This is a genomic window from Brevibacillus porteri, assembly GCF_003013475.1.
Classification (GTDB): Bacteria; Bacillota; Bacilli; order Brevibacillales; family Brevibacillaceae; genus Brevibacillus; species Brevibacillus porteri.
This window is the reverse complement of sequence record NZ_PXZO01000017.1, coordinates 1-24,375: the sequence shown is the minus strand read 5'-3', so window position 1 is coordinate 24,375 and position 24,375 is coordinate 1. Positions and strand designations below refer to the sequence as shown.

23 protein-coding genes are annotated in these 24,375 nt (G+C 48.1%); 18 read left to right on the top strand and 5 right to left on the bottom strand.

Annotated features, from left to right (window positions below; translation table 11 throughout):
* The first annotated feature begins 61 nt into the window (after window positions 1-61).
* The 6 genes from C7R92_RS09715 (at window position 62) to C7R92_RS09690 (ending at window position 6,956) form a co-directional block, all read left to right on the top strand.
* Window positions 62-1,480 carry a hypothetical protein gene (locus C7R92_RS09715; RefSeq protein WP_017250643.1) on the top strand — a complete coding sequence of 473 codons (1,419 nt, stop codon included), beginning with the start codon at window positions 62-64 and terminating at the stop codon, window positions 1,478-1,480.
* A gap of 156 nt (window positions 1,481-1,636) precedes the next feature.
* Window positions 1,637-2,296: a response regulator transcription factor gene (locus C7R92_RS09710; protein ID WP_106834101.1), complete on the top strand. Its 660-nt coding sequence runs from the start codon at window positions 1,637-1,639 to the stop codon at window positions 2,294-2,296.
* A gap of 1 nt (window position 2,297) precedes the next feature.
* Window positions 2,298-3,740 (top strand): sensor histidine kinase, encoded by a 1,443-nt coding sequence (locus C7R92_RS09705; protein ID WP_106834100.1) that lies wholly within the window; start codon window positions 2,298-2,300, stop codon window positions 3,738-3,740.
* Window positions 3,741-3,755: 15 nt separating this feature from the next.
* Entirely contained in the window at window positions 3,756-4,292 is a 537-nt protein-coding gene (locus tag C7R92_RS09700) for a hypothetical protein (protein ID WP_106834099.1), read from the top strand.
* A 28-nt stretch (window positions 4,293-4,320) separates the two neighbouring features.
* Complete coding sequence (locus C7R92_RS09695; protein ID WP_106834098.1) at window positions 4,321-5,511, top strand: hypothetical protein; 1,191 nt, start codon at window positions 4,321-4,323, stop codon at window positions 5,509-5,511.
* 170 nt (window positions 5,512-5,681) lie between these two features.
* Window positions 5,682-6,956 (top strand): hypothetical protein, encoded by a 1,275-nt coding sequence (locus C7R92_RS09690; RefSeq protein WP_106834097.1) that lies wholly within the window; start codon window positions 5,682-5,684, stop codon window positions 6,954-6,956.
* Window positions 6,957-7,016: 60 nt separating this feature from the next.
* On the opposite strand, the gene C7R92_RS09685 is transcribed toward C7R92_RS09690, so the two are convergent.
* Complete coding sequence (locus C7R92_RS09685) at window positions 7,017-7,697, bottom strand: class I SAM-dependent methyltransferase (protein ID WP_208636197.1); 681 nt, start codon at window positions 7,695-7,697, stop codon at window positions 7,017-7,019.
* Window positions 7,698-7,786: 89 nt separating this feature from the next.
* The gene (locus C7R92_RS09680; protein WP_069847860.1) at window positions 7,787-8,203 is read right to left on the bottom strand and encodes an RrF2 family transcriptional regulator; all 417 of its coding nucleotides are present in this window, start codon (window positions 8,201-8,203) and stop codon (window positions 7,787-7,789) included.
* A gap of 290 nt (window positions 8,204-8,493) precedes the next feature.
* Here C7R92_RS09680 and trxA point away from each other — a divergent pair, with 290 nt between their 5' ends.
* The 6 genes from trxA (at window position 8,494) to C7R92_RS09650 (ending at window position 14,416) form a co-directional block, all read left to right on the top strand.
* Window positions 8,494-8,811, top strand: coding sequence for a thioredoxin (gene trxA, locus C7R92_RS09675; RefSeq protein WP_069847856.1), 318 nt, complete (start codon window positions 8,494-8,496; stop codon window positions 8,809-8,811).
* Between the two features lie 225 nt (window positions 8,812-9,036).
* The gene (hppD, locus tag C7R92_RS09670) at window positions 9,037-10,128 is read left to right on the top strand and encodes a 4-hydroxyphenylpyruvate dioxygenase (protein WP_017250633.1); all 1,092 of its coding nucleotides are present in this window, start codon (window positions 9,037-9,039) and stop codon (window positions 10,126-10,128) included.
* Window positions 10,129-10,298: 170 nt separating this feature from the next.
* Window positions 10,299-10,901, top strand: coding sequence for an RNA polymerase sigma factor (locus tag C7R92_RS09665; protein WP_106834095.1), 603 nt, complete (start codon window positions 10,299-10,301; stop codon window positions 10,899-10,901).
* Window positions 10,902-10,943: 42 nt separating this feature from the next.
* Entirely contained in the window at window positions 10,944-11,771 is an 828-nt protein-coding gene (locus C7R92_RS09660; RefSeq protein ID WP_106834094.1) for a GNAT family N-acetyltransferase, read from the top strand.
* A 160-nt stretch (window positions 11,772-11,931) separates the two neighbouring features.
* Complete coding sequence (locus C7R92_RS09655; protein ID WP_106834093.1) at window positions 11,932-13,659, top strand: sensor histidine kinase; 1,728 nt, start codon at window positions 11,932-11,934, stop codon at window positions 13,657-13,659.
* The gene (locus tag C7R92_RS09650; protein ID WP_069847848.1) at window positions 13,634-14,416 is read left to right on the top strand and encodes a LytR/AlgR family response regulator transcription factor; all 783 of its coding nucleotides are present in this window, start codon (window positions 13,634-13,636) and stop codon (window positions 14,414-14,416) included. The genes C7R92_RS09655 and C7R92_RS09650 overlap by 26 nt, the downstream gene beginning before the upstream one ends.
* 63 nt (window positions 14,417-14,479) lie before the next feature.
* On the opposite strand, the gene C7R92_RS09645 is transcribed toward C7R92_RS09650, so the two are convergent.
* Complete coding sequence (locus tag C7R92_RS09645; RefSeq protein WP_069847846.1) at window positions 14,480-14,965, bottom strand: LPXTG cell wall anchor domain-containing protein; 486 nt, start codon at window positions 14,963-14,965, stop codon at window positions 14,480-14,482.
* A gap of 257 nt (window positions 14,966-15,222) precedes the next feature.
* Here C7R92_RS09645 and C7R92_RS09640 point away from each other — a divergent pair, with 257 nt between their 5' ends.
* The 4 genes from C7R92_RS09640 (at window position 15,223) to C7R92_RS09625 (ending at window position 19,865) form a co-directional block, all read left to right on the top strand.
* Window positions 15,223-17,313, top strand: coding sequence for a carbon starvation CstA family protein (locus tag C7R92_RS09640; protein WP_106834092.1), 2,091 nt, complete (start codon window positions 15,223-15,225; stop codon window positions 17,311-17,313).
* Entirely contained in the window at window positions 17,310-17,522 is a 213-nt protein-coding gene (locus C7R92_RS09635; protein ID WP_017250626.1) for a CstA-like transporter-associated (seleno)protein, read from the top strand. The genes C7R92_RS09640 and C7R92_RS09635 overlap by 4 nt, the downstream gene beginning before the upstream one ends.
* A 268-nt stretch (window positions 17,523-17,790) precedes the next feature.
* The gene (locus tag C7R92_RS09630) at window positions 17,791-18,615 is read left to right on the top strand and encodes an inositol monophosphatase family protein (protein WP_106834091.1); all 825 of its coding nucleotides are present in this window, start codon (window positions 17,791-17,793) and stop codon (window positions 18,613-18,615) included.
* Between the two features lie 167 nt (window positions 18,616-18,782).
* Window positions 18,783-19,865, top strand: coding sequence for a glycoside hydrolase family 15 protein (locus C7R92_RS09625; protein ID WP_106834090.1), 1,083 nt, complete (start codon window positions 18,783-18,785; stop codon window positions 19,863-19,865).
* Between the two features lie 102 nt (window positions 19,866-19,967).
* On the opposite strand, the gene C7R92_RS09620 is transcribed toward C7R92_RS09625, so the two are convergent.
* Window positions 19,968-20,870, bottom strand: coding sequence for a DMT family transporter (locus C7R92_RS09620; protein ID WP_106834089.1), 903 nt, complete (start codon window positions 20,868-20,870; stop codon window positions 19,968-19,970).
* Window positions 20,871-21,034: 164 nt separating this feature from the next.
* Here C7R92_RS09620 and C7R92_RS09615 point away from each other — a divergent pair, with 164 nt between their 5' ends.
* Window positions 21,035-22,480, top strand: a complete 1,446-nt coding sequence (locus C7R92_RS09615; RefSeq protein ID WP_106834088.1) for an aminotransferase-like domain-containing protein — start codon at window positions 21,035-21,037, stop codon at window positions 22,478-22,480.
* A gap of 48 nt (window positions 22,481-22,528) precedes the next feature.
* On the opposite strand, the gene C7R92_RS09610 is transcribed toward C7R92_RS09615, so the two are convergent.
* Window positions 22,529-23,410, bottom strand: a complete 882-nt coding sequence (locus C7R92_RS09610; RefSeq protein ID WP_106834087.1) for a LysR family transcriptional regulator — start codon at window positions 23,408-23,410, stop codon at window positions 22,529-22,531.
* A 125-nt stretch (window positions 23,411-23,535) separates the two neighbouring features.
* Here C7R92_RS09610 and C7R92_RS09605 point away from each other — a divergent pair, with 125 nt between their 5' ends.
* On the top strand, window positions 23,536-24,318 hold the full coding sequence (locus C7R92_RS09605) for a SagB/ThcOx family dehydrogenase (protein WP_069847832.1): 783 nt from the start codon (window positions 23,536-23,538) through the stop codon (window positions 24,316-24,318).
* Window positions 24,319-24,375: the final 57 nt, after the last annotated feature.

Genomic DNA, 24,375 nt, shown 5'->3' with positions numbered 1-24,375 from the left:
TACGAAATATTCATTTTAAAGTAGGACTTTCGGTTCTCCTTTAATAAGATAGGGGGATGACATGGTCAGAAAAATCAGCAGAATGCTCCTTTTGATGACGGCCATCGCCGTAAGTAGTTTCTTTCCGAGCCATATTTCTGCAAACGAATGGAAAAAACCAACAGAATCGGAGAATGTTAACCACCTGAATGGCGCGATTCACCAAAAACAAGAATTTCGATTCCCAGATGGTGTCACGTATTGGGCCCATAAAATGACAGGTCAGCGCAATATGATGCCCTACGTTTTCACCATTCCGATTCAGGGTAACAGTCAGAACATGATGTTCCGCTATCGAGCCTATGATGAGTCGAAGAAACCGTATTGGAAGGTCGTCACGCTTGATCAAGTCCAGACTCTTCCGCTTGCCTCTGGTTTTGTAGAGACAGAGGGCAGGTATATTTGGTTAGGCAAGCCCATTACCTACGTGGATAAAGGCAGAGCCACGATTGAAGAAAAGCCTGCATTGGCGCTACCAGTTGAAGTAAAGCAGACGTCTTCTGGTGTCGAGCTTGTGATCAAGCTGCCGATGAAAGCTGGCTTTATCAGCGAAATGTGGGCGCTCGATTCGAGAGATCCACTCGTTCCTTGGGGAGAACAATCGATTGACAGCGTCTGGCTTAACTTAGACGTTACGGAAAAGGCAAAATGGCTGTACGATGGGTATTACTATCAAAGCCCTTCCACGTACGAGCCGACTTCGGAGTCCTCCTTTTGGCGAATTCCTGAAAATTATGTCCTTCGCTCCTTTTTATATACAGGTGGAAGCAAGGCTGCCCGGGATATGGGCTATGTAATGTTGAAAGCGAGCCTGAAGCAGCAGGAGCCTCAGGGATACTGGAAGACACAGCCGCGCTCCTTGTGGTTAAGCGGTGATTACGGGATACCAGAGGGCTTTTACGATACGAGATTCAACACAGGAGCGGCTGATCTGATGCTGCGGGGCTGTGATCAGTACCAAGAAACAGACTTTTGCCAATCGGCGAAAAAATATGCTTCTTACTTTCACAATCACGCAGCCACGAACCGTTTTGTCGTCGCTGGTGTACAGCAAGGGTGGCTGGTTTCTGACTACGCAACAGCAACGAATCCAATGATTCAGACACACGTTTCTTTGAATCATCAGTTGGCCGAAATCAATTTTCTCTACAAAAGCTACCTGCAATTCGGGGACCAGACGGACAGAGACTTAGCAGACATCATGCTCTACGGTGTCGTAAACCTCGGATCGCAGTGGATTCTCGGAAATGGCGATTTGCATTACGCTTATTTTCCGGACGGGACATTCGGCAGACCAGACTATCCGTTCTTGACCTACAATGACTTGGTCGAAACCCAACGTCTGTACCGTCAACTGCATGGAATGGATGAGATGACGCTTGCCATGTTGATTGACAGTAAATTGATGTGGATGCAACTGAATAATATTCAGTACCGTTAAGTAAAAAGGCGGTAGTCTATATTGAATGTGACCCGTACGATCACTTTATAAAATAGTGATCGTACGGGTCTTTTTGTTTACGTGTGGACCTGTATTTTTACATTTTGTTGACAAGAAAACACCGGGAATGTGTAATGATGGTGGAGGTGTAAGTAAATGGCATATTCTATCCTAATCGCTGAAGATGATCCGTCCATATCCGAACTAATCAAAATGACATTAGGCGCCTCGGGCTATGACTGTAAAGTTTCATCCGACGGTAGCACAGCGTTGAACGAACTCGAAGAAAAGGAGTATCACTTGGCGCTCCTTGACATCATGCTGCCTGGAGTTGACGGGTTCACACTGTTGGAATCCTTTAAGAAAAAGAATATCCCGGTCATTTTTGTTACAGCCAAGACAAGTGTTATGGACAAAGTACAAGGTTTGCGTCTTGGTGCTGATGATTATATTACAAAACCTTTTGATTTGTTGGAGTTGTTGGCACGAGTGGAAGTCGCTCTGAGAAGAAGTCATCAGGTTGTATTGGAAACATTGACCGTAGGCGATGTGACAGTGGATTACCATAGCCGCAAAGTGTACAAAAATAATCAGCTCGTCACGTTAACCCCGAAGGAATATGAGTTGCTTGAGTTTTTGGTGCATAATCCGAATATTGCTTTTTCTCGTGAAAGTTTACTGAATCAGGTCTGGGGTTATGACTTTTATGGCAGCACCCGAACAATTGATACACATATCTTGAATCTGCGAACAAAATTAGGTTTGTCCGATCATATTCATACTGTGCACAAAATTGGTTATCGAATGGAGTTGTAAGATGCGTGAGAGGATGAAGAAAACACCTCTGTGGATGCGAATCTATCTCATGGTGTTCGGATTGGTGACGGTGGTCATCGTCTTTGTTTCCTACCGGATCATCGAGGTTTCCATTGAGTACAATCTTCAAAGGGAAATCAGCAGTTCTCTTGAGAACCATAGCATGATCGGGAACTCACTGAAAATGTATGAAAGTACAATTGATAATTACTATCCGACGTTGCTGAAAGACATTTTGACGAAATCTTTTCAAAATTATGGGCAGTATTTTACTGATCAGAGAAGTCATCTTGCCATAACGGGTGAATCTGGCGAGAAGCATTTTAGCAGTATATTGAATGAAGAAGAGAAGGTAATGAGTCTTGTCCCACCCAAAGATGGGAGAAGAAGCTATGTGATTCGAAACATAGATGCGCGCACCGTACTGTTTGTTTCGAGCTGGATGAAAATAGATGACCAACTGCTTCGATTGGATTACGCCCATGACATAACGAGCCTGATCAATGATCAGAAGTCACTCTCCTTACAGATCTCTTTTTGGGTATTGGTTGGCTTGACGGTCTTTGCGGTAGGCCTGTATCTCCTGATCAGACAAGCCTTGCGTCCACTCGGCCTGTTAAGCATACAGGCTCAAGGGATTGCAAAAGGAAGCTATCAGCATCGCATAACGGTTCAGCATGCCGATGAGATTGGCCGGCTCGCGGTTGACTTCAATTATATGGCGGAGGCGATCCAATCCAACATGGAGCTTCTGCAGAGGGGTGTAACGGAAAGAGAGGCGTTTATCGCAAGTCTGGCCCATGAATTTAAAACGCCGCTTACATCCATCATGGGCTATGCCAGCTTGCTTCAGAATTATCACCTGGAAGAAAAAGACGTCGAGCAGGCTCTGCGTTTCATTCACTCGGAGAGCAAGCGGCTTGACGGAATGTCAAAAAAGCTGTTGGAGCTTTTCCGCCTTGGAAATGGGGAGCCACCGAACAAACAGCAAATTGATGTTTCTTCCCTCATGCAGCAGTTGAAAATCATTTCCCAGTTTACGTTGGACAGAAGGGGGCAAACGCTGGACATAGCGTATTCTGTCGCTACCGTTACTGTTGATCCGGAGCTTTTTTTGGTGTTGTTAAGCAATTTGGTGGAAAATGCCTCCAAAGCGTCTGAAAACGATACAGTCATACGACTTGCTGTTTATACAGAAGACTCTTTTGTTGTTTTTTGCGTGGAAGACCATGGCTGTGGGGTGCCGGAAGAGCATTTGGCGAATGTGTTTCAACCATTTTTTATGCTGGATAGTTCGAGGGATCGAAAAAAGAACGGACACGGTTTAGGGCTGTCTCTGTGCAAAGCGATTGCCACGGCACACCATGGAAGTATTGATATGAAAAGCCGATTAAACGGGGGAACATCGGTTTACACAAGGGTTCCCGTACAAACTTCGACGTGACGGTGGAGGCATCTATTGCGAAATTTCAAGAAAATAAAGATAAAGTCCCATGGCTTCATGCTTAGTCTTGTTGTTATCGGCATACTAGGTGTGGCTGCCTTCTTTTCTCCGGCTGCTTTCGGTCCAGCTGTTCTGGACAGCAAAAAGGATGTCATTATGACGGAAGCTTCTCCACCAGCAAACCCGGAAAACAAAGAAATCGCTTGGAACCAAAGCCATGAGCAGAAAAAAAACTCCTTTGATCGTCCGTTGACCAAGGAACAGGCGGCTCCCTTTATTCAGATGGCAAGAGAAGCGTTCGAAGCGCAAGGCATGGCCCCCCCTGAGACCGGTTATTGGATCAGCAGTACCGTGACGGAAGGCAGAAATCATGTGGATATCATCTGGTATCCCAATGGCGTTGTTTTTGGCCAACATAGCAAAATCAAGGAAAAGGTTTACTACGCACTTTTTTACAACGCCGATGTGGAAAAAAGCGTAGGGAAAATGGTTGAACTTGAAGTTATTTGGAATTACGGTGAATCCCATTGGTATGGCGAAAACGCAGAATAAGAAGCAGGGACTGTGAGGAGAAAAAATCGTGAAAAAAGGGACACAAACAAAAATAAAGCTGGGAGTATGGCTAAGTATTGGAGTGATTGGCACGTTAGCCCTCGCTTTGAGCTACTCCCCGACGACGTTTGGCTTGGCTGAAATCAATAAAAGCAAAGATGTCATTAAGACGGAAACAACAGCGTCAAACCCTTTTCAACCGAAAGAGGATGAAGAGCAGCAGGAAAAGAAGAAAACCGATAATCCGAAACCCACCAAAGAAAGTTCAGTGAGTTTAAGTCTTAATGACTTTAGTAAAGAACAGAGAGAGCCCTTCGTCAAGTTGGCAACTGATGCATTTATCGCCAATCATATCGACCTACCTGATAGTAATTACGAGCTTGATATTTTCGGTGACATAAGCGAGGAAACAACGACCGCTGAGATATGGTGGCATCCAAAAGTAAAGGCAGGAGCCGAACCACCTTACAAAGGACTTCTGGAAAGCTATTTTGTCAATTTGACCGATGTGGATTTTGAAAAAGGGACGGGCACAATTAAAAAGATCGAGATTTGTATACGCAGGGACATCGCATCGTTCAAACCAAATACGATGTTCGCCCCATATATTGACCAAGCAAAAAAAGTTTGGAAAGACAAGAATATGAAAATTCCGGAAAGCGGCTACGATCTGGCGGGATGCTTGCTCATAAAACCCATCACGGAGAAAGAGACGATAGCGCTTGTCGATCTTTACTGGTACCCAATATATACGAGAAGCAATAATGTTTATCAAGCTGTTCATGACAAGCTTTATTACGTGCAATTTTCAGATGTTGATTTAAAAAAAGGAACAGGTACAGTTGAGAACGTAGAAACAGACGAAGAAGAAACGAGAATCGTGCAAGAAAAAGCACCAGAGCCGATTATCAGGCGTGTAAAACTGACACCATCACAGGTAGCCTCTTATATCCAGATGGCAAAAGACGCTTTTCAAGCGAAGCAGGTAAAACTTCCTGAAAGTGGCTATTGGATTAGCAGCACGATTTCGTACTACGATGATCAACCGAAACGACCACCAGAGGTGGATATACGCTGGTATCCCGACGGTGTTGCTGAAGGGACTGATCATGCTTTTATAAAGGATAGGGTTTATATTGCTTCGTTTGATGACGTTGATTTGGACAAAGGAATAGGTGAATTAATGCACCTTGAAGTTAGGAGAAACGATCCTTCGTAACAAGCTCCTCCTAGCATGTGGACGAAGAACATGGAGAGTCGCGTATAGCGGCTCTTTTGTTTTGACAAAACCATGACAACCTACCGATTAAACCATGACATTCAGCAGCTATTCTATGGATGACGAGTACAAACACTCGATCCAACGCAAAAAACCTTGGAGGTAGTACGATGAAAAAGTCCAAAACGAAAAAACCTGCTGCATGGTTGAATCTTTCTGTGATGAGCGCATTGACAGTGACGGCCATGTTCTCACCAGTAGCTGCCAGCGCCGCACTCAACGATACGAAGGATAACGTTGCAGCCGAGGCAGCAGACGAGGAATTCGATCTCTTGAAACTGACAGATCAACAGGCGGCTCCGTTTCTTGCAAAAGCAAAAGAAGCATTTCAAGCGAAAAACATTTCTCTCCCGGAAAGTGGTTACAAGGCTCGGAATTATGGCAGCAAAAAGAGCAATACCTTGACTGTTATATGGCGATCTGAAAACAACGTGAAGGACAAGGCGTATGTCGCCGAATTCGAGGGTATCGATGCAGAGAAAGGAACAGGGACTCTCAAAACGGTAAAGGTTATTAATCGTCCAGGTTCCTTCGAAGAGGAGCTGACAGAAAAACAGGCTGCTCCGTTTATTGAACAAGCAAAAGAGGCTTTGCAAGCAAAAAATATAACTCTGCCAGCGAGCGGGTACAAGATGTCAAGCAGCAGCCGTACTTATGACGATGTGCTGGAAAGCGTTCAAATTACCTGGCGTCCTGATGCGGGGCAAAAGGAAGGAAAGTATTACTCCGTGCGATTTGCAGATGTCGATCTGGAGAAAGGAACGGGGAAAATCGATGATGTATATGTAGACATTTATGATGAACTCATCGCTTTGGAAGAGGAGGATGAAAAGGATAAACAGGAGGCTAGGGAACAAGAAAAGGACCTCTTGAAATTGACAGATAAGCAGGCAGCTCCGTTTCTTGCAAAAGCAAAAGAGGCTTTGCAAGTAGAGAAGATTGAACTTCCAAAAAGTGGATATAAGGTGACGCATTCCGGGAGCAAGAAAGACAAGACCTTACAGGTTCTATGGAGTGCTGAAGAACAATCGAAAGGGTATGTTGTCCATTTTGTTGATGTCGATGTCGAGAAAGGCACAGCGACAGTAAAAAGTGCAAAAGTGATCAATGAGCTTGGCGTCGTTATGAGAGATCTTCCACAAGAACAAGCTGCCCCTTTCATTGAAAAAGCAAAAGAGGCTATGAAAGCGAAAAATTTTACCCCATCTGAAAGTGCATACGAAATTTCCGCTACGGGTGTGACAGTTGACGATGTATTGCAATTCATTGACGTATACTGGTATCCAAATGGAAATCCGTCGGCGAAATATAAGGTGAACTTTACCGACGTCAATTTGGAGAAAGGAACAGGCACAGTCGAAGATGTCATTGAATATAAGCGCTAATGATCTGTAAAGGGAGCTTCACTAAAATGATCAAGTAGGAGTCGCGTATGCGGCTCTTTTTTATTTCTGCAAAGCAAACAAGGTCAAAAAGCTGACAGCCTCCCGCAGCTCTACGCTTAAGCGACCTGCGATATCTGGCGTAATTCCTTCTTTGTATACTGGTTCTTCACCCAACAGTGTGAAGCCATTTTCGCTCGCCAACTGCTTGGCTTCCCAAGGCATCATCGTATTTTGGATGGTTGCCTCTTCATAGAGTCTGCGATAGCTATGAGCGCGTGGGCCCGCTGTAGGACCGAGGATACCCAAGACGAGAATTCCTCCGGGAGCGAGCACGCGGTGAAGCTCCTTGAGTGCCTGGAGCGGAGACGGCGTGAATTCCACTACGTTAATCGAGAGCACACCGGAGAATGAATCATTGGCAAAAGGAAGCTCACTGATGTCTCCTGACTGAAAATGAACAGAGCCTGGGAAGGAAATGACCCGGTCATGAGCGAGACGAATCATTTCCCCGGCAATGTCGATGCCCTCCACCTGATAGCCATGCTCTGCAAGCTTGCAACTGGCATAGCCGTCACCACAGCCTGCATCGAGAACAGGTCCCGATCCGACAGGTACATGTTTCATAAAAAAGGGGAGGATGGTGCTGCGGCTACCTTTTTCCCACATGTGCTCACTTCGTTTTCGCCAGTCTTCTGCAAATTGATCCCATTGCTTGGCGGATTGCTCCGTCCATTGGCTCATCATTGTTCACGCCTTTCTCATTGAATGAACGATACCATTATGAAGAAAAACTCCGGTCGAGGCGGCCGGAGCTTTTCAGGGAAGTTGTTTTACGTCAAACGCTCATGAGGTTGTTTGGGGATATGTGCGACCAAGTCAGCAATTTTTTTACTCTTCAGCGTCTGCATCATTTGCTGCTCAGCGTCTGCCACAACCTGTTGAATCAGACAGGCACTATCATGATGGAAGCTGCATTCAAACAAGGAGGTTGTCCCTTCAATGGCTTGGATAACATCCAAAAACGATATATCATCCTGGTTGCGTTTGAGCTTGTATCCGCCATTTGCGCCAGAGACCGAATGGATCAACCCAGCCTTAACCAGTTTCGTCAGCATTTTAGATAGGTACGTTTGTGAAACGCCTAGCTTCTCTGCCAAAAGCTGGACACTAACGGGTTTATCAGGCGTTTCTGCCACCAGATAGAGCATCGCATGGAGGGCATAGTCTGTTGCCTGTGAATACTTCATAAGACACCTCAATCATGGACTTAATACATCCATCATAAAGTGAATCGGAAGCATGAGCAAGGGGAAGAGTGATTCGTGCTATCATCTGCACTTTCGATGCCCATTTTAGGAAGGTGCAACTTGACACAAAAAATCTTTGAAGGATATTATAGATACGATAAGTCTGTGAATGAGTTATTTGAAATGATCCAAGTACAGCGAGTTATTTTTTTGTCTCTATTGAGGATATTACAGGTCTGTAATGGTCGTTTCGAAAAACTGTTCAACATAAAAAGGGGAGGAAAGTACAAATGAGCATTTGCCACACGACAGACACTACCTTTCAACATGATGTAAAAAGCGAAGGCTATACACTCGTCAATTTTTGGGCACCTTGGTGCGGGCCATGCCGCTTTTTTGGGCCGATACTCGAATCGTTTGATGGGGAGCATAGCAGCGAAGTGAGAGTCCTAAAGGTCAATGTCGATGAACAAACGGAGATCGCCAATCAGTATGGCATAATGAGTTTGCCAACGACCATCTTGCTCAAAAACGGGGAATTGATCGACAAAGTCGTAGGAGCGGCCCCTCTAGCGGAACTGAAACGATTTGTTTTCAAACATAGGTAATAGGAAAACGCAGCGAAAGCCATCGGTCAACTTGATCGGTGGCTTTTTGGTATCCAGTTGTTACTCGCATGCGTACTTTAATAAATGAAAGCGTTTGAGCGTTTTCGCGTTGTTCCGTGCTCTTGCACGAGGAAGCGCTTCCAATGTACTCTCAAGATAACGACAAAATAATCCCAATTAACAAAATAATGTCAATAATTGAAAAAGAAAGCGGAGGGGTAGGCAATGAGCAATACCGATTTTTTCCCGATTCAGGACTGGGACTACCTAGAGTTTTATACAGGGAATGCCAAGCAAGCGATGCACTATTTCACAAATGCGTTTGGATTTGAAGCAGTAGCCTATGCAGGCTTGGAGACAGGTTCTCGGGAAAAGGTTTCCTACGTCTTGAAGCAGAAGCATATGACGTTCGTGATCAGTGGAGCGCTTACGCCTGACAGCCCGATCGCGGAATTTGTGAAAAAGCATGGGGACGGAGTCAAAGACGTTGCCCTGCGTGTAGAGGATTGTGAGCAGGCTTACCGGGAGGCCGTTTCTCGCGGAGCCATTCCGATCATGGAACCGACTGAGTATACCGATGAATTCGGGACAGTCAAAAAAGCGATTATCGGTACGTACGGCGAAAACATTCACTCCTTTATCGAACGAAAAAATTACAACGGACCATTCTTCCCAGGCTTTAAAGCTTACCAATCACAAGTCAAAGGTGAGGGTACAGGTATCATCGGCATCGATCACATCGTTGGTAACGTTGAGGTCATGGATGAGTGGGTGGAATATTACCAAAAGGTCATGGGCTTTACAGCCGTACAAAATTTCAGTGAGGACGACATCTCAACGGAGTATTCTGCACTCATGTCCAAAGTGATGCAAAGTGGAACGGGACGTATCAAGTTCCCGATCAATGAGCCAGCAGAAGGACGCCGCAAGTCGCAGATTCAGGAGTTTTTGGAGTTCTACAAAGGGCCAGGCGTACAGCATATTGCCATCCTGACCAACGATATCATCGACACTGTATCAAAGCTGCGTGATAACGGTGTAGATTTCCTCATGGTGCCAGATGCGTACTACGAAGATTTGAAAGAGCGTGTAGGGGAAATTGATGAAGATATCGAGGCGCTGAGAAAGCTGGGTGTCTTGGTCGATAGAGACGACGAAGGCTATCTCTTGCAGCTGTTCAGCAAGCCGATTGTAGACCGCCCGACGTTGTTCATCGAGATTATCCAGCGCAAAGGAGCACGCGGCTTCGGGAATGGCAACTTCAAGGCACTGTTCGAGGCGCTGGAGCGCGAACAGGAGCGCAGAGGTAACCTGTAATTTATTGATGTAACGAGTATGACAAGACCATCTCAAGCTAAAAAAGCTGAAGGGATGGTCTTTTTCTATTTGCGGAGCAGAAAAAATAAAATCTCATGAACCATATGACCGCCTCTATCATCTATACTAATAGGAACCAAATATTGGAGATAAAAGGAGGTTTATGCAATGTGAGCGTCAAGATGGAAGTTCAGCAAGACATTCAGCTAGCGCAGGACGGTAGCGTAGAAGCTTTTGCCAGAGTCATTCAATTGTACGAGCGTACCTTGTATGGTGTGGCACGAACCTATGTCGGGCGGGATGAGGATTGTGCCGATGTGGTGCAGGATACGGTGATGAAAGCATTCAGAGCCATCCGAACGCTGCGAGAGCCTGCTTATTTTAAAACATGGGTGATCCAAATTCTCATAAACGAATGCAGACAATGGCAGCGAAAAAAGAAACGAAGTCCAACCGTAGAGCTGTCTCCGCTACAAATAGAGAGAAAATCGGTACAGGCTCCCTACGAAGCTATTGAACTAACAGAGGCAGTATGGAAGCTGGAGCATGAGCTGCGCATCGTTGTTTGGCTTCACTATTACGAGGATTTGCCGATCAAGCAAGTCGCCTTGCGAGTAGGTGTCCCAGAAGGCACAGTGAAATCCCGGCTGCACCGGGCTCGTGTGCTGCTTGCAGAAGAGCTGGAATCCTCCCAGGAAAGGAACGTGGACGATGACCCGACTTTCGTGCGGAAGCTGAGTCTGGATGACTTCGCTCCGCTATCAGCCGCATAAGTACACAGATGACCAAAAGAGAGAGAAAGGGCCGAAATTGCGATGATTCGTCGATTGGAACCAAAGGAATATGCAAAAATCAAGACGTTGCTATCACCTGATAACGTAAACAACTTGACCATCCATGCGATTATCAATGGGACAAATCGAGGAGCGATTTACGTAGATGATGTGGAGCAGCCCCGGACAGCATTGGTCGATCAAACCGGCGTGATCAGTATCTTCGTAGGGGATGCTGCCAATGAAGCGTTCACAGTGGACCTGGGTACCTTTATTGAGGGAGAATTGCGCAGATATACGACTGAATCGTGCGGGGGCACTCATTTTCTGGCAGTTGTGCCTGATGAAGCGTGGGAGGAGGCAGTAACCAAAGCGATCTCGCATCGAGAGATAGAAACGGATTGGGAGTATTACTACCAGTTCAATCCCGAGCAATTCCAAGCGCGAAAGATCAGCTACCGCCCTCTGCCTGAAGGATACACTTTGAAAAGAATCAATGCAGGTGTCATTGAAAACGACCCTGACAACATCTTGATAGAGGTTGTAGAAGAATTCTATCATTCGGTGGATGATTTTTTGCAGTGGGGTGTAGGATTCTGCGTATGTAAAGGAAATAGGATTGTGAGTGCTTGCCTGTCTTGCTGTGTCCATGAGCGTGACCATGAAATTAGCGTGGAAACGTACGAGGAAGCCGACATGAACAAAGGCTTTGCTACGCTTGCTTGCGCGGCGTACATGGAGCATTGCATGGAACATGGACTGACACCGCACTGGACCACTCTGGAAACCAACGAGGAATCGGTACGTCTGGGGACAAAGCTAGGGTTTGCGCCTAAGGAAAAGTGTAAAATACTGGAGTTCGAATATTAAAACGATACGCGTATCTATGGGTTGTCGAAATCACTTCGGCAACCTTTTTTGCTAGGAAAGAAGGAGAATCTAAAGGGAAATACGATGTGAAAAGTGAATATTTTGATTAGTGATAGAAACGAACAGGAATCATCGGGCAGCGATTGAGAGGGATCAACCAATGAATATGGCATTAATGGTTCCATTGACGGAGCGGACGGCTGTTTTGATCGTGGTGGCCTTGCTGTTTACACGTGTACGTGCATTCCGCAGCATATTGAACCAGCAAGCGACGTGGCGAGAAAAAGCACTAATGGTCGTCATTTTTTCCGCTATTTCCATACTGGGTACATACAATGGCATCTGGTATCAGGATGCGATTGCGAATTCACGTGTGATCGGGACCGTTGTGGCAGGCTTGCTGGCTGGTCCTTGGGTAGGGCTAATGACGGGGCTGATTGCCGGGATACATCGCTATTCTTTGGGGGGCTTTACGGACTTGGCATGTGCCATCTCGACGATAAGCGAGGGCTTGTTTGCGGGATTAATCTATCAGTTCCGCCGTAACCGCAGCAAAAAAATCGGGTGGACGACAGCACTCGTTGTTGGTTTCTTGGCGGAGTGGCTGCAAATGGGAATTGTTTTGCTCGTCGCACGTCCTTACGCTGACGCTTTGGCATTGGTGCAGGCTATTAGTGTACCGATGTCTGTCGTCAACTCAGTCGGGATTGCTATTTTGATCATTATTATTGATTTAGCCAAAAAGGAAGAAGATCGGATTGGCGCGCTCCAAGCCCAGCGAACGCTGCAAGTAGCGGACAAAACGCTGTCTTACTTGCGCCAAGGACTGACGTACGACTCAGCTCAAAAGGTAGCGGAGGAAATATTGCGCACGACGCGTGTAGCAGCGGTTGCGATTACCGATACGCGCTCTGTGCTTGCGCATGTTGGCGCAGGCTCGTCCCATCACGTAGTGGGAGAAGGCATAACGACCAAGGCGACCCGTGAAGTTTTATCGACCAAAGAAGTGAAGATTGCGCAGACGAAGGAAGAGATTGGGTGCAGGGAGACGAATTGTTCCTTGCGCTATGCGATCCTTGTCCCCCTGATGCGAAGACGTGAAGTGGCGGGTGTACTCAAGCTGTATCAGGATCGCTCACGCAAATTGTCAGCAGTGGACTTGGAACTCGTACGCGGATTAGGGAACCTGATATCGAGTCAGCTCGAACTGGCTGAGCTGGAAAAGCAGTCCCGCCTGTTGGCAGATGCAGAAATCAGAGCCTTGCATGCGCAGATCAATCCGCATTTCTTGTTCAATGCGCTCAATACGATCGTTTCATTTATTCGCTTCCGTCCCGAACAGGCGCGCGAACTGTTGATTCATTTGGGGGAGTACTTCCGGCGAAATTTGCATGACTCTGGCGGATATGTCAGTCTGGCGCGTGAGCTGGAGCATATCGAAGCGTATCTGGCCATCGAACGTGCGAGGTTCGGAGACAAGCTCCATGTAGAGTACGACATCGAGGATGGTGTAGAGCGGTTTACCGTACCAGGACTGATTTTGCAGCCCCTGGTAGAAAATGCGGTCAAGCACGGGCTGTTGCCCAAGCGTGAAGGGGGAACCGTAGTGATTCGTGCACGGCGCAAAGAAAAGCAAATCGTCGAACTGACAGTGGCAGATAATGGAGTCGGAATGGAAGTGGACCCATTCAAGCCAGCCCTAGCTGAGAAGAGTGCAGGGCGGCAATTATCTGGGATCGGTCTTGCCAATGTAAAAAGCCGTCTCCAGTCGATCTACGGAGAACCGTATGGAATCGTGATCGAGAGCAAAAGCGGAAGCGGCACAACATGCACCATACAATTACCGATAGGGGTGAACGTCAGTGCTCAAAGTGTTCATCGTCGATGATGAGACGCCAGCCAGAGAAGAACTGCGGTATTTGCTGGAGCAGTTCTCGGAAGTGTCCGTAGTAGGAGAGGCGGGCAGCGGGGAAGAGGCGTTGGAAGCGGTTCTTCAGACTGAGCCGGATGCGGTTTTTTTGGACATCCATTTGCAGGACAGGGATGGCGTCGATGTGGGGCAGGAGCTTCTGGAATCCATGGTCAATCCACCTGTCATCATCTTTGCAAGTGCGTATGAATTTCATGCGGTTCGAGCATTTGAGGCGGAAGCCGTTGATTATATTGTCAAGCCGTTCAGCGAAATGCGTCTGGAAAAGACGATGAATCGGGTACGAAAAATGAGGCGGAAAAGTGAGCCTGCATTGGACGCGTCACCACTGCTGGAGGAAAGGCTACAGTCTCTTCTGCAAAATGTGCTGGTCGATACTCAGCCGCGTCGAGTCCCGGTGGAAAAAAACGGAAAGATCATGCTGATTGATCCAAATGAAATCGTCTATGCCACCTTGGAAGGAAGGTATGCGAGCATTTATACAGCTGGTGAGCAATATGCGACCACGTTTACGCTGCAGGAGCTGGAGAACAGGCTGTCACGCCAGCAGTTTTTTCGGACGCATCGCGCTTTTATTGTCAATTTATCCAAAACGGCAGAGCTCGTTCCTTGGTTCAAAGGCTCGATTCATCTAGTCATGGAAGATCATCGCAAAACAGAAGTGCCTGTTAGCCGCAATGTCGTGAAGGAATTGAAGAAACGACTGGGGTTTTAAAGGAAACAGACCAATCCTGCGTCCCGTTTGGGAGGGGAGGATTGGTCTGTTTTTTTCGACTGCTTACATGGGATAGTGATCGTTTTTCTTACGCGTCACCATAATTCCGCCCAATACGATCAGGAGCAAGCCAAGGATGCCGCCTACTTGGGTGGACGCCAGATTCGCGATCAAAAACACGATGGCAATGACGGTGAGGATACCAATTGGGATCAAGAGAGCGGGTTTGCGATTGCCGAATATGTACAGCTCGGTAAGCCCAACGGCAGGACCAATGAGGAAAAAGGGCCACGTTGTGCTCATATCACCGCCCAAAAATAGCTGACTGAAAAAGAAGAGCGGAGCGTAGACGAGCAAGATCCCGCCAGGAACGAGTAATCCAGCTCGATTTGGCTGCGGATTCATAAAGAAGAAAATATGAAACCCGATTGCTGGAATGAGAAGAAAGACTGGCCATAGCAAATCTATCGCGAGCGGAATGTTCAGGTAGGTTGCCAGAACAAAAATCGCTCCGATTCCGATAATGATGTAACCCCCGATTCGTCGCATGTGCGTATTCTCCTTTTTGATTTCCATACCAATTTATGTATAACTTTAACATATTGTGGAGGAGTTTGGATCAGACTCGGGGCGGAGACTTTCTACGTCCCAAAATTGAACACGCTTACACTCAAACGAGGATGGTGCAGCTTGTGCTTGTTTTTGTACGGTTCAGCCATTTTTTATGTTGGGATCTCGTCCGATGTGATACGTTTTTTTAAGGTTTTATTGCCTGAATATTACATAAATAGAAAGGGGCGACTCGAATGAAAAAATGGCTTCTTTCCCTCCTGATCTGGGGCGGGATAGCCGCATTGGGTGCTGTCGGATTCGGAATGATAGCGCTCTGGCAAGGGGAATCTGTCAACTCGTTCTGGTTATTGACGGCTGCGTTCTGCACTTATGCTGTAGCTTATCGTTTTTACAGCAAATTCATTGCTCGTAAAATCATGTCCCTCGACGACAATCGCGCCACTCCGGCGGAAGTGAACAACGATGGCAAAGACTTTGTGCCAACGAACAAATGGGTGTTGTTCGGGCACCATTTTGCTGCGATTGCAGGTGCAGGCCCGCTTGTAGGTCCTACGCTGGCTGCGCAAATGGGATATTTGCCGGGAACGATCTGGATTATCGTCGGGGTTGTGATCGGTGGAGCGGTGCAGGACTTCATTATTTTGTTCGGATCGATGCGTCGCAACGGTAAATCTCTTGGTCAAATTGCCAAGGAAGAGATCGGTCCAGTAGGCGGAGCACTCGCGCTGATTGGTATCATTGCCATTATGATTATCCTGATTGCTGTTTTGGCGATGGTTGTTGTGAACGCTCTTGCTGAATCGCCGTGGGCTACCTTCACGATATTCATGACGCTACCCATTGCTATATTGATGGGATTGTATATGCGGTATATACGACCTGGGCAGGTATTAGAGGGCTCGATCATCGGGCTGGCGTTGCTGTTCTTTTCCCTGTGGCTCGGTCAAATCGTTGCTGCATCGCCAACATGGGGACCAGCCTTCACTTTTTCCAAGGTACAGCTTGCTTGGATGATTATTGTGTACGGCTTCATTGCCTCCGTTTTGCCTGTGTGGCTGCTCTTGGCACCGCGCGATTATCTCAGCTCATTCTTGAAGGTAGGGACGATTGCGGTATTGGCGGTGGGAATCGTGCTGACACTGCCGCCGTTGCAAATGCCTGCACTGACGAAGTTCATTGATGGAACTGGCCCTGTTTTCGCAGGAAATCTGTTCCCCTTCTTGTTTATTACCATCGCGTGCGGAGCCGTATCGGGATTCCATTCTCTCGTATCATCCGGAACGACGCCGAAGATGATCGCGAAGGAATCGCATGCGCCACTGATTGGTTACGGTGGAATGTTGATGGAGTCTGGCGTTGCGGTTATGGCGATGATTGCAGCGTGCGTGCTGACTCCTGGTGTCTATTTTGCGATCAACTCACCGGCCGCAGCAATTGGCGTGGATGCAGTCCAGGTTGCGACGACGATAACGGGCTGGGGCTATACCGTAACCCCTGACCAATTAACAACGCTTGCCAACGACATTCAGGAAAAGACGATCCTTTCCCGGACGGGAGGAGCGCCGTCACTGGCAATCGGGATGGCGACGATTTTCTCGGGTGTATTGGGTGGCAAGGCATTAATGGCATTCTGGTATCACTTTGCGATCTTGTTTGAGGCAGTCTTTATTTTGACGACGATCGATGCGGGAACGCGTGTCGGACGATTTATGGTACAAGACATGCTCGGAAACGTCATTCCGAAAATGAAGGAAGTCAACTGGCTGCCGGGTAATCTGATTGGTTCTGGGATCATTACCATCGGATGGGGATACTTCCTGCTCCAAGGTGTCATGGACCCGTTGGGAGGCATTTACACCCTGTGGCCGCTCTTTGGTATCGCCAACCAGATGCTCGCCGCGATTGCGTTTACGGTGGGAACGACGATTATTTTCAAAATGGGCAAAGCCGCCTACTCATGGATCACACTCGTACCGATGGCTTGGCTGACGACGGCTACGTTGACAGCGGGCTGGCAAAAGCTGTTCCATCCTGATCCAAAAATCGGGTTCCTCTCGCATGCAGAAGCATTCCAAAAGGCACTGGATGCTGGTGCGCTTCCAAAAGGGGTAAAAACGGTGGAAGCTGCACAAAAAATGATCTTCAACGACCAGATCGATGCTGTGGTATGTGCGATCTTCATGGTCATTACGATTGGGATCATTCTCGACGGAGCGCGGGTATGGATCAATATTCTCCGTGGCAAACACTATCCGTTGCAGGAGTCGCCGTACATCAAGTCCAAAGGAAATGTATTTGACGGGAAAGGGCATCACGTAGCATGAGGCGCAAGCTAAGAGCCATGCGAAAGGCAATGCGCAAAGTGAGCTCTGCTATTAAAACGATTTTCGGAATGCCCGACTATGATCGCTATCTCGCTCATTGGTACGAGACGCATGGGGCACCGGGTATCTTTCCGATGACAGAGCGTGAGTACTACATGTACGCATTGACTGAACGCTTTGAAAAAGGCGGCGTAACGCGCTGCTGCTAAAGTAGTCATGTAAAAAAGGGTGTCTCCACAGTCAGATAATGACGAGGGAGAGACCCTTTTTCAATCATCCGGGTGTTTTCAGGCGCATTCCTCATGGCTAACGTGTGGTGTAACAGCAGGTAAAGTATGGTACACTAAATAATATAGCATGGCCGTTTTTTAGCACGAGCTGTCTCATCATTTTTAAATAAAACGTCGAAGCCTCTCTTTCTAGGTGAAAGGGGCGTGCTTTGCGAAAAAATAAGTCAAGTTTTAGGTGGCGATACGTGTGCAAGCATCAACACTGGCGGCTCTCAAGGAGCTCGCTTTGCAATGCGCCCGTTCAGCGGGTGAGCTGAGTATGAAGCGAATGAAGGAGCCTTTTACCGTCGAGTATAAAACATCAGCCTCCGATCTTGTTACAGCCGTAGATAAAGAAGTGGAGAATCACGTCATTCAGATGATTCTTGCACGCTTCCCTGATCACGGCATTCTTGGAGAAGAGAGTGCACATGCGGAGGATTACAAGCAGTATGACACGCTTTGGGTCATCGACCCGATTGATGGCACGACCAATTTTGTTCATCAGCAAATCAATTTTTCCGTTTCCATTGCCGTTTACCATAAAGGAGAGGGAATGATCGGAGCGGTTTACGATCCTTCCAGAGACGAGTTATTTTATGCGGTAAAAGGGGAAGGGGCTTTTCTCAATGATCGTCCCTTGCAGGTGAATCGAGCAGTAAGCCTGGAACAAGCTTTGTTATGCACGAGTGTATTTTGGAACAAGCGTGCTGAGCAGATCGGCATCGACTTGATCGTGAAAAAGCTTGCTGGGAAGGTTCGCGGAATGCGCCTGCTAGGAAGCGCCGCTCTGGAGATGGCGTATGTGGCTGCGGGTAGACTGGATGGCTACGTCAGTATGCAGCTCAATGCGTGGGATTTCGGGGCAGCTCGCATTATTGTAGAGGAAGCGGGTGGCCGGGTGACGACCATGATGGGGACACCACTGCCGTACGACCAAAAAAGCAGCGTGATGGCTTGCAACCCGACTTTTTATGAGGAGCTGCAGCATTACTTGAAATCCGAACAGACGGATGTACCTTCACAAAATTAAATGTCACAAGAACCCGCTGGATATACGCATCCAGTGGGTTTTCTTTTGCTATGCATATTGGGTTTTCGTTTGGACGTCGGTTGCATATGCTATAAAAGCATAGCCGGAAGACGAGCAGCGACTGTATTTGTTACGAAGTCGGCTTGTCCGAATAAGGGGGGATAACCATGACCCTGATTGAGGAAAGTGTAAAGTTGATCCTTCAGCATCAAGCGAGTACGGGGGCGTATCTCGCTTCACCCGCATTTATTCACTATCAGTATGCGTGGCTCCGCGATGGAACATTTACGGCCTACGCGATGAACCGTACCGGCAACCATGAGAGCGCCCGCAAGTTTTACCAATGGTGCGATGATGTGATCCGAAAGCATGAGGCAAAGGCAAGAGCAGCCATTTCGGCAGTAAAAAAAGGATTAGACAAAAATAATGCGGGGAACGACCGCTTTTTGCATACGCGCTATACAGCGGACGGAGAAGAAGTAGCAGGCGAATGGGGCAGCTTTCAGCTCGATGGCTACGGGACATGGCTGTGGGGGCTGGCTGAGCATGTGCGGATGAGTGGGGAGCATGACTTGATTCACGAGCTGAAGCCATCTATTGAACTGACGATTGACTATGTAGTGGCGTGCTGGCAGCTCCCTAACTTTGATTGCTGGGAAGAGGGAGGAGACCGAATCCACCCAGTGACGCTAGGAGCTATTTATGCAGGGATCAAGGCGATGGAGTCTTATTTGTCCGACCGAGCTTTCGAACTCGCTCAGCAAGGAGAGACCATTCGCCAATTCATACGCGAACATGGCACAGCCAACAGGCGATTGATAAAGTCCGTTGGGGATCATTCGGTGGATGCGAGTCTTCTCTGGCTGGCCCTGCCGTATGGGATCGTCGACGTGGATGATCCGCTCATGATCCGAACCGTGCAGGCCATAGAAGAGGAGCTGCGCGCAGGATATGGCGTGCATCGCTACCCGACCGATACGTATTATGGCGGGGGGCAGTGGCTGCTGTTATCTGCGTGGTTGGGCTGGTATTACGTGAAAACGGGCAGGAGTGAAGAAGCGGAAAAGATAGCAGCGTGGATTGTTTCCCAGCGGCAAGCAAGCGGACTGCCTGAACAAGTGCAGGAGCATTTGCTTTCTCCGGCTCATTATGAGATGTGGGTGGAGAGGGCAGGCCATCCTGCTGTGCCGCTCCTTTGGTCGCATGCGATGTTTCTCGTGTTGGCGGCAGAGCTCGGCATGCAGTACTAGCCAGGAAGAGAGTCTTCCTGGCTTTTCTTATTACTGACATCGATTGACACCATTTGTTGCATCGATGCGCCAATAGCGACAAGCATGGAAATACTTGCGTTTCTAAAAGGCTTGGTGCTTGACAGTCCTTCTGGATAACCGAGGCTTCATCGTTGCGAGCAGGACACCGATAAGCGTCACAACGCCACCAGCCATCGTCACAAGCGTAGGATCTTCACCCAGCCACACCCAAGCAATCAGTAAAGCGAGCACTGGCGTCATGTAAAGGGAGGTAGTAGCCTCCGCGGTGCCAACGACAGAAGTCACATAGGCGAGGGACAAATAAGCAACAACGCTAGGGAAAATGCCCAAATACACAACACTGAGTGTCATATCCCAAGGCGCTTGGGCTATCGCTATGCCAAGCCCGGGCAAAAAGAAGAGCATACATAAGGTACCTGCCCATAAGGTGTAGGTGGTAAACGCGAAAACGCCATATTTTTCTATGAATGGCTTCTGAAACGCAAAGTAAATGCTTTCGCTAATGGCTGCCAATAATATCAAGAATATTCCGTCTGTTATTTGGAGGGTCTCCCCTGTGCCAATCGTGCAGATGGCGACTCCGAGAAAACTGATCAGTGCACCTAACCAGCCTCTCGCACCGAAATGCTCCCGGAAAAATAGGAGAGCGAGGAGAGCGGAAAAGATTGGTGTCGTCGTGACCAAAAGGCTGGCTACCCCTGCACCTACAGTCATCTCCCCGTAGTTGAGCGCTGTATGGTAAACGGCGAAACCCAAGCCCCCAAGCATAAGGATACCTGGGACATCCTTTAACTCCGGCAGACGGATGCGGAAAAAGAGTACGAGTATCCCGAGAAAAAGAGAGCCGATAAGAAAGCGAAGCAGCGAGAGATGCTCCGGCGAGTAGGCTTGCAGCCCAACGCGAATACCGGCAAAGGCCGAGGCCCATAACAAAATGCTGATGGCATGTGCAGCGAAAATACGACTTCTGATATGATGCAACAAGATAACTTCCCTCCTTTGAATGAAAAACCAACCAGCTATTCACTGCTTCTTCTTTCTTTTCCATGGTAATCAAGAAGTGGTAAAATATCTGCAACCACTCGGCTAACAAAAAAACCAACCACTTTTACCTAGAAAGATGAGGAAGACGAAGGGGATCGATCAGGTTGCACAGAGAGAAACGGTTGCCGAAATATCGGAAAATTATTGATTTTATTAAAGGAAAAATTACGACAGGAGAATGGCCGATTGGCAGCAAAATCCCCAGCCAACGCGAATTGGCACAATCGTTCGAAGTCAATCGGAGCACGGTCATTGCGGCATTGGAGGAGTTGACCGCAGACGGGTTGATCGAGGGAAAGCTGGGGATGGGCACTGTCGTCGTCAATAACACCTGGACGCTGTTAGCTACGACACCACCTCCGGATTGGAGTGAGTACGTCAGGTCTGGATTGCACAAGCCAAGCATGACGGCGGTTCAAGAAATCAATAAGCGTGAATTCCAGACAGACCTGATGCAACTGAGCAAAGGAGAGCTCTCCCCAGATATGTTTCCAGTCGATGTGATGAAGCAAGTCATGGAGCGGGTGACGAGGAACCTAAGCGGATTTGGATATGAAGAGCCGAGAGGGTACCTCCCCCTGCGTCAAGCGGTCAGTGATTATGTCGGACGACAAGGAATTACAGCTTCGCCGTCTTCTGTCTTAATCGTGTCTGGTGCATTGCAGGCGCTCCAATTAATTTCGGTAGGGTTATTGCATCGAGGTTCAACCGTGTTTTTGGAACAGCCTTCGTATCTCAATTCCTTGTATGTGTTCCAGTCGGCGGGGATGGAGCTTGCGGGATTGCCGATGGATCGTCAGGGGATGATTGTACAGGCGATCTATGCGAGGCGAAAACAGGAGCATGGGGCGATTCTGTACACCAATCCTTGTTTTCATAATCCAACAGGCATCCTGATGACAGAAAAACGCCGGTTGGAGCTGCTGCGAGTATGTGAAGAAGAGCGACTGCCGGTTATCGAGGATGACATTTACCGCGAACTGTGGACGAAAGAGCCTCCACCGCTGCCGCTCAAGGCAAGAGATAAACACGGACATGTCCTGTACATCGGGAGCCTGTCCAAGACACTGACCCCCGGCTTGCGGATTGGATGGGTAGTGGGGCCTGAGCCAGTTATCGAACGCCTGGCAGATATCAAGATGCAGACGGATTACGGAGCCAGCTCGCTTTCGCAGCGAGTGGCGGAGGAGTGGCTTGCGAGTGGTTGGTATGAGAAGCATATGCAGCAGGTGAGAGAGCAGCTCGTCCAGAGACAAGAGGCTGCTATCCAGGCACTCAAGAAGCACATGACGGATCTCGCGACATGGGATGTCCCTTTGGGAGGATTTTTCATCTGGCTGAAAATGAATGGAAAGCTCTCGATGATGGAGCTATTTACAGCAGCTATGCGTCAGGGGATATTGCTGAATCCAGGAAACATTTACGGAGTGACGCAAGAAGGATATGTGCGGCTGTCGTATGGATATGCGCCGATCGCCGATTTGGAGACAGGAATTGAGCGACTGAGTCAAATCATCCGTCACTTGTTAAAAAAACACGAAAGAGCTTGAAGGTACAAAGGCCTCTCCATCATATGTGGCGAAGCCTTTTTGTGTACCTTAATGGGTCTGGCGCGTAAGTTCCATGCCTTTTACATATTGCTGGCTGTGAACGGCGAACTCTGCCGTGAGTGGGGAGATCGACTGCCAGTTTCGCACCGCGAGCACCACTTCCCTTGTAATCGGGGGCGACAGAGGGATCGCGACGACTTTGGGGATGACAGGTGGCATGTACAGCTCAGGCATGATGGTGACGCCGATATACTCCTGCACCATGGTCAAAATCGTATACACCTCACGTACTTCAAACGTAACCGTTGGGCTGATGTGATTCTCTTGCAGCATTTTTCGGATGCAGCCATCCTTTGGCATGATAAAACAACGCTCCGCAATTTCGGAAAAACGAAGGGTCTGACTGTCTTTCAGTGGATGGGTATCTGGTAAAATGACCATCATTTCGTCTTGCAAGAGCGGCAACGTTTGCATTTCCTTATCAGGCATTACGGTAAAGGCAATGTCGACAACCGAGCTGTGAAGCCAGTTGCTAATTTCATCACTATCGCCTTCCAAAAGCAGGATGTCCACGGCCGGAAACCGCTTGCGAAAGCTGCCCAAAAGTCCGGGCAAGAAGCGGGAGGCGACGCTGGGGATCGAGGCAATACGCAGGGTACCGGACGAAATCCCGCGGGCTACGTTTGCTTCCTCCGTCATGCAGGATGTGATGTTCAAAATGTCGCGAGCGTGCGCAAGCATTCGCTCTCCGATACTCGTCGGAGTGATCCCGCTGCGACTTCGCTGAAAAAGACTGACGCCGAGCTCTTTTTCCAGGGACTGAATCATTTGCGAGACGGCGGATTGCGTAAAGCCGATTTCTTCTGCTGCCCGCGTGAAGCTTCCAGCTTTTGCTGCGGCGACAAACACTTGCAGTTGGGTAAGCGTCATGTCTCCTCGTTCCTTTTCATTAGTTTTTTCTTATGAAAAATATTATAAATCATTGTTTTACTAATGGAAAAGAGCTTCGTATAGTAAAAGGCATCACCAGTAAGAAAATACGAGGAGGAACATAGATGCATCCCGAATGGCAGCGAATTGCAAATGAATTTATCGAGGCGACCTCTTACCGAGTGGGCGAGCTGGAAAAAGGCTGGGCCTCTCGTTACGATTTTTCCAAAAGACCTGCGACGTATTTGCGTTATGAAGAGGTATTTGCCCGCATTGATTTGGGCAAGCCACAGTTTCCAGCGTCCGTCGATTTGTGGGAGGTCCTCGCTAATCGAAGATCCAAGCGTAATTTCTTGAAGCAGTCTATGACGCTTAACGAATTGAATCTCCTGCTGTGGGGTACACAGGGCATCACAGATGATATGGGAGACTATCAATTACGCACGACGCCGTCTGCCGGTGCCCTGTATCCGATTGAGACGTATCTGATGATTAACAACGTGGAGGGACTGGAGAAAGGCCTGTATCATCTGGATGTACAGAATTGGTGCTTGGAAGGACTGAAGAGAGAAGACACGTCAGAGATCGCCTATATGTTCACGGAAGAACAAGAGGTAACGAGACGGGCTGCTGTCAATTTCGTTTGGACAGCGATGGTGGATCGCACGAAAGACAAATACAAAGAGCGTGCGTACCGCTATATTTGGTGGGATTCCGGGCACGTGTCGCAGAACCTGCATTTGGTAGCAAACGGACTGGGGCTTGGGGTAACGACAATTGGTCACTGGATGGATCATGACATGAACGAATATTTAGGCATCGATGGCAAGTCCCATTTGTCTATTTTGATGGCATCCGTGGGCAAAATCGCAGGTGGGCATTGGCTGACGGATCGTCGACCGGAATAAGCAGCAAAAAAGGATGGGCATAAGTAGCCGCATCCTTTTTTTTCAGTGCGCCCAGCA

Coding starts and splice junctions, on each gene's coding strand:
- C7R92_RS09685 (WP_208636197.1), bottom strand. CDS start 7,697: ATGAGCCAATGGACGGAGCAATCCGCCAAGCAATGGGATCAATTTGCA.
- C7R92_RS09635 (WP_017250626.1), top strand. CDS start 17,310: ATGAGGCGCAAGCTAAGAGCCATGCGAAAGGCAATGCGCAAAGTGAGC.
- C7R92_RS09640 (WP_106834092.1), top strand. CDS start 15,223: ATGAAAAAATGGCTTCTTTCCCTCCTGATCTGGGGCGGGATAGCCGCA.
- C7R92_RS09705 (WP_106834100.1), top strand. CDS start 2,298: ATGCGTGAGAGGATGAAGAAAACACCTCTGTGGATGCGAATCTATCTC.
- C7R92_RS09690 (WP_106834097.1), top strand. CDS start 5,682: ATGAAAAAGTCCAAAACGAAAAAACCTGCTGCATGGTTGAATCTTTCT.
- C7R92_RS09715 (WP_017250643.1), top strand. CDS start 62: ATGGTCAGAAAAATCAGCAGAATGCTCCTTTTGATGACGGCCATCGCC.
- C7R92_RS09660 (WP_106834094.1), top strand. CDS start 10,944: ATGATTCGTCGATTGGAACCAAAGGAATATGCAAAAATCAAGACGTTG.
- trxA (WP_069847856.1), top strand. CDS start 8,494: ATGAGCATTTGCCACACGACAGACACTACCTTTCAACATGATGTAAAA.
- C7R92_RS09655 (WP_106834093.1), top strand. CDS start 11,932: ATGAATATGGCATTAATGGTTCCATTGACGGAGCGGACGGCTGTTTTG.
- hppD (WP_017250633.1), top strand. CDS start 9,037: ATGAGCAATACCGATTTTTTCCCGATTCAGGACTGGGACTACCTAGAG.
- C7R92_RS09710 (WP_106834101.1), top strand. CDS start 1,637: ATGGCATATTCTATCCTAATCGCTGAAGATGATCCGTCCATATCCGAA.
- C7R92_RS09605 (WP_069847832.1), top strand. CDS start 23,536: ATGCATCCCGAATGGCAGCGAATTGCAAATGAATTTATCGAGGCGACC.
- C7R92_RS09610 (WP_106834087.1), bottom strand. CDS start 23,410: ATGACGCTTACCCAACTGCAAGTGTTTGTCGCCGCAGCAAAAGCTGGA.
- C7R92_RS09645 (WP_069847846.1), bottom strand. CDS start 14,965: ATGCGACGAATCGGGGGTTACATCATTATCGGAATCGGAGCGATTTTT.
- C7R92_RS09625 (WP_106834090.1), top strand. CDS start 18,783: ATGACCCTGATTGAGGAAAGTGTAAAGTTGATCCTTCAGCATCAAGCG.
- C7R92_RS09680 (WP_069847860.1), bottom strand. CDS start 8,203: ATGAAGTATTCACAGGCAACAGACTATGCCCTCCATGCGATGCTCTAT.